Source organism: Streptomyces sp. IBSBF 3136, assembly GCF_036815105.1.
GTDB lineage: Bacteria > Actinomycetota > Actinomycetes > Streptomycetales > Streptomycetaceae > Streptomyces.
This window is the reverse complement of record NZ_JAJSZC010000220.1, coordinates 1-13262: the sequence shown is the minus strand read 5'-3', so window position 1 is coordinate 13262 and position 13262 is coordinate 1. Positions and strand designations below refer to the sequence as shown.

Sequence of the window (13262 nt, the reverse complement as noted above, 5' to 3'; positions counted from 1 at the left end):
CACGTGGCGCTGGAGTGGCAGCACGTGCAGACCGGCGAGTGCGTGGGTGTCCGGGTCGGTGATGATCACGCCGTCGACGAGTTCGGGGCGGGCGGCGAGGACGCGGGCGTGGTCGGCGGGGTCGACGGCCTGGGCCAGGTAGCGCCAGCCGGGCAGGGCGGGGATGCCGTGTTCGCCGAGGTACTCCACGGTGGCGAGCACGTCCGGACCGGGCGGCAGCAGTCCGCCGTCGCCGAGGGCGCCGAGGATGCGGGCGTCGTCGGCCGCGGCGGTGCGCAGCTCGAACAGGTGCCGTTCGGCGGCGGAGACGGCGTCGTCGAGCAGGGTGCGCAGTTCGTCGGCGTAGCGGTCGAGTTCCTCGGGGCCGAGCGGGCCGTCGGTGAGGGGGCGGGTTCCTTCGGCGGAGTCCGGCCCGGGCGCGGGCGTGGCCGCGGTGTCCGCCGACCTCGGTGCCGGCACGCCGGGCCGTGCCGTGGTGGGGGCGCCCGGCAGGCTCAGCAGCTCGGCGAGCCGTTCCTCGGCGGCCAGGGCCTCGGCGAGGCGCCGTTCTGCCTCGTAGGAGCGCTCGGCGGCGGTGGCCGCGTCCGCTGCGCGGGCCGCGGTCAGCTCCGCGCGTGACTCGGCCGAGGCGGCCTCGCGCGCGTGCTCGGTCGCCTTGCGGGCGGCCTCGCGCGCGGTGTCCCAGGCGGCCACGGCGGCCTTCTCGGCGTCGTTCGCGGCGAGGGCGGCGCGGGCGGGGTCGGCGTCCGGGGTGCTGTCGTCGAGCCAGCCCGCGCGGACCGCCTCGGCGGTCTCCTGCTCCACCTCGGTGAGGCGCTGGCGCAGGTGTCCGGCCTCGCTGCGGGCGCGCTGGGCATCGGTGGCCGCTCCGGTGGAGTCCCGGTAGGCGCTGTCGCTGACCTCCTGGAGGGCGGCGGAGCGCTCCTCCTCCTCGTTGGCGAGGGCCTCGGCGCTCTCGGCGGCGGCGTGCAGGGCCCGTACGAGGTCGACGGCGGCCTTGGCTCGGGCGGCGAGGGCGGGGGCCGCGTCCCGCTCGGCCTCCTGGATGGCGGCGGAGACGCGCGCGGCGCGGTCGGACGCGGCGCGGTGGCGCAGTACGGCCTCGGCGGCCTGCCACGCGGAGTGCAGGGTGCGCGCGTCGGCCAGTTCGCGCTTCTGGGCGGCTGCGGTCTTCTCGGCGGCGGCGAGCGCCAGGGAGGCGTGCCGGTAGGCGAGTTCGGCGGCGACCAGGGCGCTGCGCTCACGCGCGCCCTCCGAGTGCGTGACGGCGTAGGCGGCGGCCGTGACGCGCTGGGCCAGGTCGGTGGCCCGCACCCGCTCCCGCACGGCGCGGGCGGAGAGCCGCCGGGCCAGGGTGCGGGTACGGCGCTCGGCGCCGGTGTGGATGTCACGCGCGCGGGAGCGGGCGCCGGCGGCCTCGACGATCCGCCCGAGCAGGTCGACGGAGCCGGCCGTGAAGTCGCGTTCGGCGATCAGCTCGGCGCGCCGTCCCAGCTTGTTGCCGAAGCCGCTGACGAGGTCCGCGAGTCCGTCGGTGTCGCGGGTGTCGGTGACCGCGCGCAGCAGCAGGTCGGTGAAGTCGGAGTCCTTCTTGACCGCGAAGAGGCCGGCGGCCTCGCCCTCGTCGGCGTTCATCTCGCGCTGGTAGCGGAAGAGTTCGGGGTCGAGGCCGAGGTCACCGAGGTGTTCGATCCAGCGGTCGTGGATCTCCTCCCAGTGCACCTCCAGGTGCGGGTAGGCCTTGCCGGCCTCCGTGAGGGCGTCGCGGAAGCCCTTCATGGTGCGCCGGCGGCCCTGGGCGCCGGATGCGCCCTCGACGGGCGGCCGTACGGCGGTGGACTCGGCGACGGGCAGGTTGTCCAGGCTGAGGCCGGGGCCGGGCCGGAAGGAGTACCAGGCCTCGGCGAACTTCCGCGGGTCGTTGGAGACCTGGCGTCCGCGCCACTCGCTGGCCTTGCCGACCACCACGCACTCGCCGGTCTGCACGTGCTGCCACTCCAGCGCCACGTGCCCGCAGTCGTCGGCGAGCAGGAACTTGCGCAGCACGCCGGAGCTGGCGCCGCCGAGGGTGTTGCGGTGGCCCGGCAGCATGACCGAGAAGATCAGTTTGAGCAGCACCGACTTTCCGCCGCCGTTCTCCAGGAACAGCACGCCGGCGGGCGCGGGCCGGCGGGGCGGGCCGGACGGCTCGTCCGCGAAGAACTCCGCCTGCGTGGGCGCGGGGTCGGGCACGGGCTCGCCCACGCCCCGCAGGTCAAGCACGGTGTCGGCGTAGCGCGCACCGGCGGGCCCGATGGAGTAGAGGCGGACCCGGGACAGCTCGTACATGGCGGACTCTCGCGTTAAGTCTTCGGAAAGGTGCGGTGGTTCGGGGGCCGCGGCGGCTCGGGGCCTCGGCCGCGGGGCGTCAGGAGTGGAACGGCAGCCCGGCGTCGGCCACCAGTTCCAGGTCCTCGGTGTCCTCGGCGGGCAGCAGGCCCGGGGTGCCGTCGGTGACCGGGACGACGCCCAGCTCCAGCAGTTCGGTCATGGCGGCGCTGCCGGCCATGTCGCGCACCTGGAGCTGGTAGCGCGCCGTGGTGCGGTAGGTGCCGCCGTGTTCGTCCCCGGTGCGCTGCAGGAAGCCCGAGTCGGTGAGGAAGGCCGCCGCCTTGGCCACCATGCCCGTGGTGGAGGCGGCGGGCCGGCGCGCGTCCTTGGTGGCGCCGGTGGCGCTGCGTCTGGCCCAGATCCGCCAGGCGGCCTCCAGGCCGGGCGCTTCGGTCGCCGGGTCGGTGTTCTGGCCCTGCTCCTCGGCGCGCTCCTCCAGCCGGCGGCAGGCCTGCCGTACGAAGGCGTCGACCCCGTTGACGGTGACCCGGCCGATGTAGGAGTCGTCGGCCAGGTCCTCGGGGCGCGGGAACGCCAGTGCGGCCAGGGCGAGATGGGCCAGTCCGTGCAGGAAGCGGTCGCCGGAGTCGGCGGCGGTGCGACGCGCGTAGTCACCCATGCGGACGGCGAACACGGAGTCCTCGGCGGCCGTCACGGCCATCCCCGCGCGCGGGGACACCTCCAGCACGACGAGCCCGAGACCGGCGGCGACGGCGTCCGCGAGCCGCGCGAACGCCGGGTCGTCACGGTAGCGACGCAGCAGTTCCGTGTACTCCTGGTCGCGGGCGGGCTGCAGTTTGGGCTGCAGCCCGAAGGCGACGAGCCGCGCCGCGTCGGCGGCGTCGGCGGGGGTGACGGCGGCGGGCGCCGACGGGGCCGGGGCCTCCGTGTCACTCCACTCGACGTGCTCGCTCACGGCTTGGGCTCCTTGTCGGGTTCTCGGTCTCGCTGGTGCCGGCTCATGCCGCTTCCGTCCGGTCCGCGGCCATGCCGGCCGCGTCCAGCAGGGCGGTGCCGACGATCAGGTCGGCGCCGCCGAACTCGGGGTCGTCCAGTTCGGTTCCGTCGTCGACGGCGAACAGCAGTCTCTCCTCGCCCTGGCGGTAGGCGGTGCCCACGGGCGGGCTGGCCGCGTGGACCGCCAGCAGGGCGACCAGGTAGGCCAGGTCGGGGTCGCCGGTCCGGCGGGCCTCGGCCAGCAGTCCGGACAGTCTGCGCGGTGCGTCGGCCGGCAGGTCGAGCAGCTCCATGGCGGCGGCGAGCTGCTCCTCGCTGAACCGGCTGTCGTCCGGGGTCGCGATCAGGTCGGGTTCGGGCATCTCGGCGCCGAGGTGCTCGCGCTCCACGGGCGGGGTCAGCAGGATGTCGACGAGGTCGCCGACCCGCACGGAGACCGGGGTGCGCAGCCCGGTGCCCTGGGCGAAGAACGCGTCCGTCACCCGGATCGCCCGCTCCAGGGGCAGCGGGAGCACGGGGGCGACCAGGTGGCCGTACAGGTCGAGGCCGGAGGTCGCGGTGGGTGTGGCGAAGGCCTGCCGGTCCTGTTCCGCGCGGAACAGCGGGCCGGCCTCCAGCAGGCGTGACTGGAGCTGGGTGTGCCGCCGGATGCAGTCCTTGACGATGTCCACCAGCTCGGCGGCGCGGCGCTTGTTCTCGGAGTCCTCGGTCTCGTCGCGCGCCTTGCGGATGTTGGTGAGGATCGCGTTCTCGTGGCGGTAGCGGTCGGCCACGTGGTCCAGGGCCTCGGCGATCATGTCGGGCACGGCGTTGAGCCAGTCGACCGCGCGGACGTTGCGGCGGGTGGCCTCCAGGGCGCGGCGCAGGGTCTCCGAGTACTGCACCGTGCGGTAGCGGGCCTGTTCGGCGGCGAGCTGGGCGTCGGCCAGGCGGCCGCGGTTGATCAGCACCTCCAGCTTGACCTCGGCGGCGATCTGCGCGCTGGTGACGTCGGTGTCCAGGGCGCCGACCAGGACGTTGACCGCTTCGTCCGTCGTGCGGAGGTAGACGGTGCCGCCGGGGCCCGGTACCTCCTCGATCAGCTTGAAGTCGTAGTCGCGGCGGACGTAGGTGCCGTCCGGCTCGAAGGTGCCGTACACCGCCCGGAAGCCGCGGTCGACGCTGCCGACGTTGATCAGGTTCTCCAGGACCCAGCGGGCCACGCGCTCGTGCTCCCCGGCCGGCCGGTGCGGGGCCTGGGCGGCGATGCGCGGGACGAGCCGGGCCACGATCTGCTCGTGGTCGGCGCCCGTGTCGAAGTCCATGTTGAGGGTGACCAGGTCGATCGCGGACAGGGCCACCTCGGCCATGCCGTAGACCGAGTACTCGCCCGCCAGGTTCGCCTTGCGCGCGTCGAGGTCGTGCAGCGGCGCGGTGCAGGCGAGCGCGCGCAGCCGCCGCGCCAGCCCCTCGTCGGCGGCCGGGCCCGGTGCCGGGCGCGGCCCCGCGCTGAGCTGGGGCGGAACGCTGTCCGTCGAAGCAGGCGAAGTCACGGTGCACAGACTAGGTCCTCGGTCTGACAACGACCCAAACGACGCAGAAGCGACGGCCGTCACAGAGGCGCGTCAGGCCCCGGCGCCGTCCTCGCCGACCCGCCGCAGGTAGACCTCGACGACCCGTTCGAGCGAGTCCGAGAGATAGGTCTCCAGCAGCCGCTCCGCCCGGTCGCGGTCGCCGTCCTGGAGGGCCCGCAGGATCTGGCGGTTGCGGGCGAGGTAGGGCTCGTGCAGCCGGCGCGGGTCGTCGACGACGTGGAAGGCGAGCCGCAGCTCGGCGAAGACGCTGCGCATCAGCTCGTCGGTGCGCTCGCTGCCGGCGAGCGCGACCAGCTCGCGGTGGAAGTGGATGTTGGACGTGCCCAGCGCTTTCCAGTCGTTCTCGGCGGTGGCCAGCTCGCCCTCGGTGACGGCGGCGGCGAGCCCGTCCAGGCCGTACGGCGGCTCGCCGAGGCCCCGGACGACCGCGCACTCGACCAGCGTCCGGGTGCGGTAGATGTCCTCGACGTCCTCCACGGTCAGGACCCGCACGAAGACGCCGCGGTTGAGCTCGTGGACCAGCAGGCGCTCGTGGGTGAGCAGCCGGAACGCCTCGCGCAGGGTGTTGCGGGAGACGCCGAGCGCGCCGCCGATGGCGTCCTCCGACAGGCGGGTCCCGGGTGGGAAGAAGCCCTCGGCGATACGGCTCCGGAGGATGTCCGAGACGCGTTCGGCGGTGCTGGTGCGCCCCAGGAGGGCGCGGTCGTCGGCCAGTTCCGACAGCTGCTCTGCCATGCCCGGAATTCAATCGCAGAGCCGAGGACGAGACAACGTGGGTATTGAAGGATCGTTGAACGATCCTCTACGGTGCTCCGCAGAACGCCGGCACGGCACCGGTTCGACACCGGCACGAGACGACTCCGGCACGACACACCTCAGGCACGGCGCGACCCAGGCACGGCACAACTCAGGCACGGCACCGCTCAGTTCCCCGCACCCTCCGTCCCTCTCTGCGAGGTGCCCATGAGCACGACTCCCCCGCCCCGGCCCGTGACGTCGGACCTCCCACCCGCCCGAGCCGAACGAGCAGCCGAGGACCGCGCGTTCGGCTGGCTGCGCGCCCTGGGCCCGGACGGCCGACGCGCCTTCGCCGGCGCTTGCGGCGGATATGCCCTGGATTCCTACGACTACTTCACGCTGCCGCTGAGCATGGTGGCCCTCGCGGCGTACTTCGGCCTGGACAGCGGCCAGACCGGCCTGTTCACCACCGTCACGCTGGTGGTCTCCGCGGTCGGCGGCGCCGCCGCGGGGGTCCTCGCGGACCGGGTGGGCCGGGTCCGGGCGCTGATGATCACGGTGGTCACGTACGCCGTCTTCACCGTGGCCTGCGGCTTCGCGCCCGACTACGAAACGCTGCTGGTCTTCCGCGCCCTGCAGGGCCTCGGCTTCGGCGGCGAGTGGGCGGTGGGCGCGGTCCTGGTCGCCGAGTACGCGAGCGCCAGGCACCGAGGCCGTACCCTCGGCGCGGTCCAGAGCTCCTGGGCGGTCGGCTGGGCGCTGGCCGCGCTCGTCTACACGCTGGTCTTCTCCTTCGCCGGCGACGACCTGGCCTGGCGCGTCATGTTCTGGACCGGCGCGCTGCCCGCGCTGCTCGTCGTCTGGCTGCGCCGTCGCGTGCACGACGCGCCCCGGGCCACGGCGGTACGCGAACAGAGCGCGCGGCGCGGCTCGTTCACGGCCATCTTCCGGCCCGGCGGGGACGACGGCCCGGGACTGCTGCGCACGACGGTCTTCGCCGGTCTGCTGTCCACGGGCGTCCAGGGCGGCTACTACACGCTGGCGACCTGGGTCCCGACGTACCTGAAGACCGAACGCGGTCTGTCCGTCGTCGGCACCGGCGGCTATCTCGCCTTCCTCATCTCCGGCGCCTTCCTGGGCTATCTCACCGGCGGTCACCTCACCGACCGGCTCGGCCGGCGCCGGACCATCTGGCTGTTCGCGCTGCTGTCCGCCGTGTGCACGCTGGCGTACGCGCACATCCCGCACGGTGCCGACACCCTGCTGCTGGTGCTCGGATTCCCGCTCGGCTTCTGCATGTCGGCGATCTTCAGCGGCTTCGGCTCCTACCTCAGTGAGCTGTACCCGACGGCGGTGCGCGGCACCGGGCAGGGCTTCACGTACAACACCGGCCGCGCGGTGGGCGCGGTGTTCCCGACCCTGGTGGGCTTCCTGGCCGACAGCTGGGGCGTGGGCGGTGCGCTGGTCTTCGGCGCGCTCGGCTACGGCCTCGCGGCACTGGCGCTGCTCGGGCTGCCGGAGACGCGCGGGAAGGAGCTGGCATGACGCGGCAGGACCGTACCGGGGACCGGCCCGTGACCCTCGTCGACGAGCACGCGCACGCGTGGAGCCCGCGCACCGCGCGGGAGCGCTTCCGGCAGGGACTCGCGGGCCCCACGGCCGGCGTGGCGGCGGGCCACACGCAGGCCAACCTGATCTCGGTGCCGGCCGACTGGGCGTACGACATGCTGCTGTTCTGCCAGCGCAACCCGAAGCCGTGCCCGGTGCTGGACGTCACCGACGCGGGTTCCCACACCACCGTCCTGGCCGACGGCGCCGACCTGCGCACCGATCTGCCGCGCTACCGGGTGTGGCGGGACGGCGAACTGGTGGCGGAACCGACCGACGTGCGGGAGCACTGGCGCGAGGACCTGGTGTCGTTCCTGCTCGGGTGCAGCTTCACCTTCGAGTGGGCGCTGGCCGCCGCGGGCGTCCCGATCCGGCACGTGGAACAGGGCCGCAACGTGCCCATGTACGTGACCGGCAGGCAGTGCCGCCCGGCGGGCCGGCTGCGCGGGCCCATGGTGGTGTCGATGCGCCCCGTGCCGCCGGAGCACCTGCGCACCGCGATCCGGGAGAGCGGCCTGCTGCCGGCCGTGCACGGCGGCCCGGTGCACTGCGGTGATCCCGCGGTCCTCGGCATCGAGGACCTCGCCCGCCCCGACTTCGGCGACCCGGTGGACGCCGCGCCCGACGACATCCCGGTGTTCTGGGCGTGCGGGGTGACCCCGCAGGCGGTGGTGACGGCCTCACGGCCGCCGTTCGCCCTCACCCACGCGCCGGGCCAGATGTTCCTGACCGACGCCCGTGACGACCAGTACCGCATGGTCGGCGTCGACTGACCCCGGCCGCGCACCCGCCTGCCCCGAGGACCGAAAGAGAACGAGGACCATGACCGCGATCGATCTGAACGCCGACCTCGGCGAGGGTTTCGGCCGCTGGCGGCTGACCGACGACGAGCGACTGCTGTCCGTCGTCAGCAGCGCCAATGTCGCCTGCGGGTTCCACGCCGGGGACGCGGCCACCATGCGCCGGGTCTGCGAGCTGGCCGCCGCGCGGGGGGTGACGATCGGCGCGCAGGTCTCCTACCGGGACCTCGCCGGGTTCGGGCGGCGCGCCATGGACGTGCCGCCCGCCGAACTGGCGGCCGAAGTGGCCTACCAGATCGGCGCCCTCGAGGTGTTCGCCCGGGCCGCGGGCTCGCGCGTGGCGTACGTCAAGCCGCACGGGGCGCTCTACAACCGGGTCGTGCACGACGAGGAGCAGGCCGCGGCGGTGGTCGACGGGGTGCTCCTGGCCGGCGGCGCGCTGCCGGTGCTGGGCCTGCCCGGCTCGCGGCTGCTGGACCGGGCCGCGAAGGCGGGCCTGCCGGCCGTCACGGAGGCGTTCGCCGACCGGGCCTACACCGACCGGGGCACACTGGTGCCCCGTGGCGGCGAGGGCGCCGTGGTGACCGATCCGGACGCCGTCGTGGAGCGTTCGGTGAGCCTCGCGCGCTCCGGCGTGGTCGTCGCCCACTCCGGCGCGCGGATCAAGATGCGCGCCCGTTCGCTGTGCCTGCACGGCGATACCCCTGGCGCGGTGGAGCTGGCCCGGCTGGTGCGCGAGCGCCTCACGGCGGCCGGGGTGCGGGTGGAGGCCTTCGCATGAGGGCGCTGCCCGTCGGCGACGACGCGCTCCTGATGGAACTGGACTCGGGCGCCCAGGCGCAGGCGCTGCACGCGGAACTGCTGCGCCGCCGCGCCGAGGGCACGCTGGCCGTCCGCGAGATCGTGCCGGCGGCACGCACGGTCCTGCTCGACGGCCTGGCCGATCCGGTGCGCTGGGCGTCCGAGCTCACCGCCTCGGTGGTACCGCCCGCTCCCCCGCGCGCGCGTGAGCCGGTCGAGTTGCCCGTGCGCTACGACGGCCCGGACCTCGCCGGGGTCGCCGCCCACTGGGGGGTGTCCGAGCGGGAGGCGGCCCGGATCCACGCGGGCACCGAGTTCACCGTCGCGTTCTGCGGGTTCGCGCCGGGTTTCGGCTACCTCACCGGGCTGCCCGCCCGCTACGACGTCCCGCGCCGGGCCACCCCGCGGACCTCGGTGCCCGCCGGCGCGGTGGCGCTGGCGGGGCCGTACACGGGCGTGTACCCGCGCTCCTCGCCGGGCGGCTGGCAGCTGATCGGCAGCACGCGGGCGGTGCTGTGGGACCACGCGCGCGTACCGGCCGCGCTGCTCTCCCCGGGCGACCGGGTGCGCTTCGTGCCGGTGGGGGACGCGTGAGCGACCGCGCGCTCGTCGTCGTACGGGCCGGGGCACTGACCACCGTGCAGGACCGCGGGCGGCCGGGGTACGCGCATCTGGGCGTGCCCCGCTCCGGTGCGCTCGACCCGGGTACGGCGGCGCTGGTCAACCGGTTGGCCGGCAACGGGCCGGACGCCGCCGTGCTGGAGACCACCCTCGACGGCTGCGCCCTGCGCCCGCGTTCGGCGGTGACGGTGGCGGTCGGGGGCGCGCCCTGCCCGGTCTCGGTGGACGGCCGCCCCGCCGCCTGGGGCGCTCCCGTGGCGGTGCCCGCGGGTGCGCTGCTCGAGGTGGGGGCCGCCGTGGCCGGAGTACGCGCGTACGTGGCCGTGTCCGGCGGCATCACCGTGGCGCCGGTCCTCGGCAGCCGCGCCACCGACCTGCTGTCGGGCCTCGGGCCCGCGCCGCTCGGCGACGGCACGGTGCTGCCGCTCGGCGTCCCGGCCGGTCCTCCCGCGCGCGTGGACGGTGTCCCGCAGCCGCGTCCGCCGGCCGAACTCGTGCTCCGGGTGACCCCGGGGCCGCGCGCCGACTGGTTCACGGCGGGCGCGCTCCGGGATCTCGCCACGCGCGCGTACCGGGTGTCCTCGGCGAGCAACCGGATCGGGCTGCGCACCGAGGGGCCCGCCCTCGAGCGGGCCCGGACCGGTGAGCTGCCCAGCGAGGGCATGGTGCTCGGCGCGGTGCAGGTCCCGCCGGACGGGCGTCCGGTGGTGTTCCTGGCCGACCACCCGACCACCGGGGGCTACCCGGTGATCGCCGTGGTCCGCGCCGCCGACCTCACGGCGGCCGCGCAGGCGGCCCCGGGCACGCCGGTCAGGTTCGTGCCGGTACGCCGCCGCTGAGGCCCGGGGACGGGATCGGCCGCCGACAACGCGGCCAGCGCCTCGGTCACGGCGGCGGAGGCGCGCAGGTCGAGCCGGGCGCCGGTGCCGCGGGCCCGGTGCCGCAGCTCGTCGGCGGCCAGCCGCAGCAGCTGGGGCAGCAGGTCGTCGCAGCGCCGGACCACCCAGCCGGTGCCGGCGGTGGCGAGCCACCACAGCCGCGCCGCCCGGGTCGGCGCCGGGAACTCCGGCTCGGGCGACGGCGGCGCGCCGGTGGCCAGTCCGGACGCGGTGAGCAGGGCGTGGAAGCGCACCGCGAACTGCCGGTGGCCGCGCTCGCCGGGATGCAGCCGGTCCGCGCTCCACAGGGCGCGGTCGGTGAGCCAGGCGCCCTGGGAGGCGTGCAGGTGGACGGCGCCGTAGCGGTCGGACAGCGCGTGCACGACCGCGTTGACCGCCTGTTGCCGGCGGGCCAGCGGGCGGGCGAGGGCGCCGGGGAGTCCGAGCATCGCTCCGGGGTCGGGCAGGCAGGCGGTGAGCAGCGTGGCACCCTGGCCGGTGAAGGCCGCGCAGACCGCGTCGAGCCGGGCGGCCACGGCCCGGACGTCGAAGGTGCGGCGCAGGGTGTCGTTGACGCCGACGACCACGGACACCAGGTCGGGGCGGAGGGCGAGCGCGGCCGGCGCCTGCCGTTCGCGCACGTCGCGCGTCTGGGCCCCGCTGACGGCGAGGTTGGTGAACTCCACCTGTCCGGCGTCCTCGGCGAGGCCGTCGGCGAGCAGCGCCGCCCAGCCCCGCCACCCGTCGCCCACCGGGTCTCCCACGCCCTCGGTCAGCGAGTCCCCGAGCGCCACGAAGCGGACCGGTCTCATGCGGCGCCCTCCCGCGCGGCGGGGCCGGCCGGCGCGTCCCGCCGGCCGAGCACCTCGGTGTCGTGCGCCGCGAGGAACGCCTCGACGGCCGTTCCCCAGCCGAAGCACTCCGCACGCGCGCGTGCCGCCTCGCGGCGCTCGCGGCCGGGACGCGACAGGACCGCCTCGACGGCGTCCGCGAACGCCTCGGCTCGGTCGGCGGCGACCGCGCCCGCGGCGCCGATCACCTCGGGCAGCGCCGACGAGGCACTGGCCACCACGGGGGTGCCGCACGCCAGGGCCTCCAGGGCGGCAAGCCCGAAGGTCTCGGCGGGCCCGGGGGCCAGGCAGACGTCGGCGGACGCCTGGAGCGCGCCCAGCGCGGCCCGCCCGGAGACGTGCCCGAGGAAGGTCACCGGCAGCCCGCGGTCCCGGGCGCGCTGTTCGAGGCGGCCCCGCAGCGGCCCGTCCCCGGCCACCACGAGCACCGCGCGGCGTCCGCGCCGCACGAGCTCCTGGAGGGCGTCCAGGGCCGTGCCGGGCCGCTTCTCGACGGAGAGCCGGGAGCAGAGCACGAGCAGCGCCTCGGCGTCGCGCGCGTGGCGAGCGCGCAGCCCGGGGTCGCGCAGCGCGGGATGGCGTTCCATCAGGTCGACGCCGAGCGGCGCGCGTACGACGTTGCGGGCGCCGATCCGTACGAACTCGCGCTCGGCGTACTCCGTGGTGCACACGACCCGCGAGTAGACGTGCGCGGTGCGGGTGTTGAGGGAGTCGGCGGTCCGCCGGGCGAGGTGGTCCGGCAGGCCCCAGGTGCGCAGCACGCCGTCGGCGGTCTCGTGCGAGACCATGACGGACGGTACGCGGGCGCGGCGGCCCCAGCGGCCGGTCCACCGCAGGGTGGTGCGGTCGGAGACCTCCAGGCGGTCGGGGGCCAGGTCCTCCAGGAGGGCGGTCACGCGCCGCCGGTCGGTCAGGACGCGGTAGCCGCCGGTGCCGGGCAGCACCGGGCCGGGCAGCGTGACGACCCGTCCCTGCTCGGTGTCGCGGTCGGTGTACCGCTCACCGGGCACGATCAGCACCGGTTCGTGTCCGGCGGCCAGGTAGCCGCGGCCCAGTTCGCGCAGGGCCGTGCGCAGGCCCCCGGAGGCGGGGGTGACGAAGTTGGCCAGGCGGACGATGCGCAGGGGCGTGCCGGTCATGCCACCACCGCCGGCCTGCGTGCCGCGAGCACGTCCTCGTAGTGCGCGATCAGCTCGTCGCCGACGGCGGCCCAGGTGCGCTCCCGCACCCGGGCCCGCCCGGCGGCGCCGTACGCGGCCCGCATACCCGGGTCGGCGGCCAGGGCGGCCACGGCCTCGCTGACGGCGGGCGCGTCGTGCGGCGGGACGAGCAGTCCGGTACGGCCGTGGGCGACCAGGTCGAGCGGGCCGCCGGCGGCGGGCGCGACCACCGGCACCCCGCTGGCCATGGCCTCCTGAACGGTCTGGCAGAACGTCTCGAAGGGGCCGGTGTGCACGAACAGGTCGAGCGAGGCGAAGATCCGGGCGAGCTCGTCGCCGGTCCTGCGACCCAGGAAGACCGCGCCGGGCAGGGCCTCGGTCAGCGGGGCCCGGCTGGGGCCGTCGCCGACCACCACCAGGCGGACGCCCGCGAGTCCGGCGACGCCGGCCAGGAGTTCGACGTGCTTCTCGGGGGCGAGGCGGCCGACGTAGCCGACGATCAGCTCGCCGTTCGGGGCCAGTTCACGGCGCAGTGCCGCGTCGCGGTGGTCCGGCCGGAACCGGGCGGTGTCGACGCCGCGCCGCCACAGCCGGACGCGGGGCACCCCGTGCGCCTGGAGGTCGTGCAGGGCGGCGCTGGACGGGGCGAGGGTGCGGTCGGCGGCGGCGTGCACGGAGCGGATGCGGCGCCAGGCGGCCGCCTCGCCCGCGCCCACGTAGGTGCGGGCGTAGCCGGCCAGGTCGGTCTGGTAGACGGCGACGGCCGGGATGCCGAGCCGGGCGGCGGCCGCCATGCCGCGGACGCCGAGGACGAAGGGACTGGCGAGGTGGACCACGTCGGCGCGGTGCCCGGTGAGTGCCGCGGCGAGGCGGCGGCTGGGGAGGGCGACGCGGACCTGGGGGT

Annotated in this window: 11 protein-coding genes and 1 pseudogene; 5 read left to right on the top strand and 7 right to left on the bottom strand. The window is 75.8% G+C overall.

What is annotated here, in order from left to right:
- The 4 genes and pseudogenes from V7E45_RS32740 to V7E45_RS32725 all read right to left on the bottom strand — a co-directional run.
- Window positions 1-2328: pseudogene (locus V7E45_RS32740) on the bottom strand (hypothetical protein); the annotation flags it as partial.
- A gap of 79 nt (window positions 2329-2407) precedes the next feature.
- On the bottom strand, window positions 2408-3286 hold the full coding sequence (locus tag V7E45_RS32735) for a hypothetical protein (RefSeq protein ID WP_333777871.1): 879 nt from the start codon (window positions 3284-3286) through the stop codon (window positions 2408-2410).
- A gap of 43 nt (window positions 3287-3329) precedes the next feature.
- A complete protein-coding gene (locus V7E45_RS32730; RefSeq protein ID WP_333777870.1) occupies window positions 3330-4859 on the bottom strand; it encodes a hypothetical protein in 1530 nt (509 codons plus the stop codon).
- Between the two features lie 72 nt (window positions 4860-4931).
- Entirely contained in the window at window positions 4932-5636 is a 705-nt protein-coding gene (locus tag V7E45_RS32725) for a GntR family transcriptional regulator (RefSeq protein WP_333777869.1), read from the bottom strand.
- Window positions 5637-5864: 228 nt separating this feature from the next.
- On the opposite strand from V7E45_RS32725, the gene V7E45_RS32720 reads away from it, so the two are divergent.
- Genes V7E45_RS32720 through V7E45_RS32700 form a run of 5 tightly spaced genes read left to right on the top strand, consistent with a single transcriptional unit; the run spans window position 5865 to window position 10308 of the window.
- Window positions 5865-7184, top strand: a complete 1320-nt coding sequence (locus tag V7E45_RS32720) for an MFS transporter (protein WP_333777868.1) — start codon at window positions 5865-5867, stop codon at window positions 7182-7184.
- On the top strand, window positions 7181-8020 hold the full coding sequence (locus V7E45_RS32715; protein WP_333777867.1) for a putative hydro-lyase: 840 nt from the start codon (window positions 7181-7183) through the stop codon (window positions 8018-8020). Before V7E45_RS32720 ends, V7E45_RS32715 begins: the two co-directional genes overlap by 4 nt.
- A gap of 49 nt (window positions 8021-8069) precedes the next feature.
- Complete coding sequence (locus V7E45_RS32710; protein WP_333777866.1) at window positions 8070-8828, top strand: LamB/YcsF family protein; 759 nt, start codon at window positions 8070-8072, stop codon at window positions 8826-8828.
- Entirely contained in the window at window positions 8825-9442 is a 618-nt protein-coding gene (locus V7E45_RS32705; protein ID WP_333777865.1) for a 5-oxoprolinase subunit B family protein, read from the top strand. Before V7E45_RS32710 ends, V7E45_RS32705 begins: the two co-directional genes overlap by 4 nt.
- Window positions 9439-10308, top strand: a complete 870-nt coding sequence (locus V7E45_RS32700) for a biotin-dependent carboxyltransferase family protein (RefSeq protein WP_333777864.1) — start codon at window positions 9439-9441, stop codon at window positions 10306-10308. The genes V7E45_RS32705 and V7E45_RS32700 overlap by 4 nt, the downstream gene beginning before the upstream one ends.
- Here V7E45_RS32700 and V7E45_RS32695 read toward each other — a convergent pair.
- The 3 genes from V7E45_RS32695 to V7E45_RS32685 all read right to left on the bottom strand — a co-directional run.
- Window positions 10209-11159, bottom strand: coding sequence for an SGNH/GDSL hydrolase family protein (locus tag V7E45_RS32695; RefSeq protein WP_333777863.1), 951 nt, complete (start codon window positions 11157-11159; stop codon window positions 10209-10211). The two genes, V7E45_RS32700 and V7E45_RS32695, sit on opposite strands and share 100 nt — an antisense overlap.
- Window positions 11156-12337, bottom strand: a complete 1182-nt coding sequence (locus tag V7E45_RS32690) for a glycosyltransferase (RefSeq protein WP_333777862.1) — start codon at window positions 12335-12337, stop codon at window positions 11156-11158. The genes V7E45_RS32695 and V7E45_RS32690 overlap by 4 nt, the downstream gene beginning before the upstream one ends.
- On the bottom strand, window positions 12334-13262 hold a 929-nt coding region (locus tag V7E45_RS32685; protein WP_333777861.1), incomplete at its 5' end, for a glycosyltransferase family 4 protein. The genes V7E45_RS32690 and V7E45_RS32685, both read right to left, overlap by 4 nt.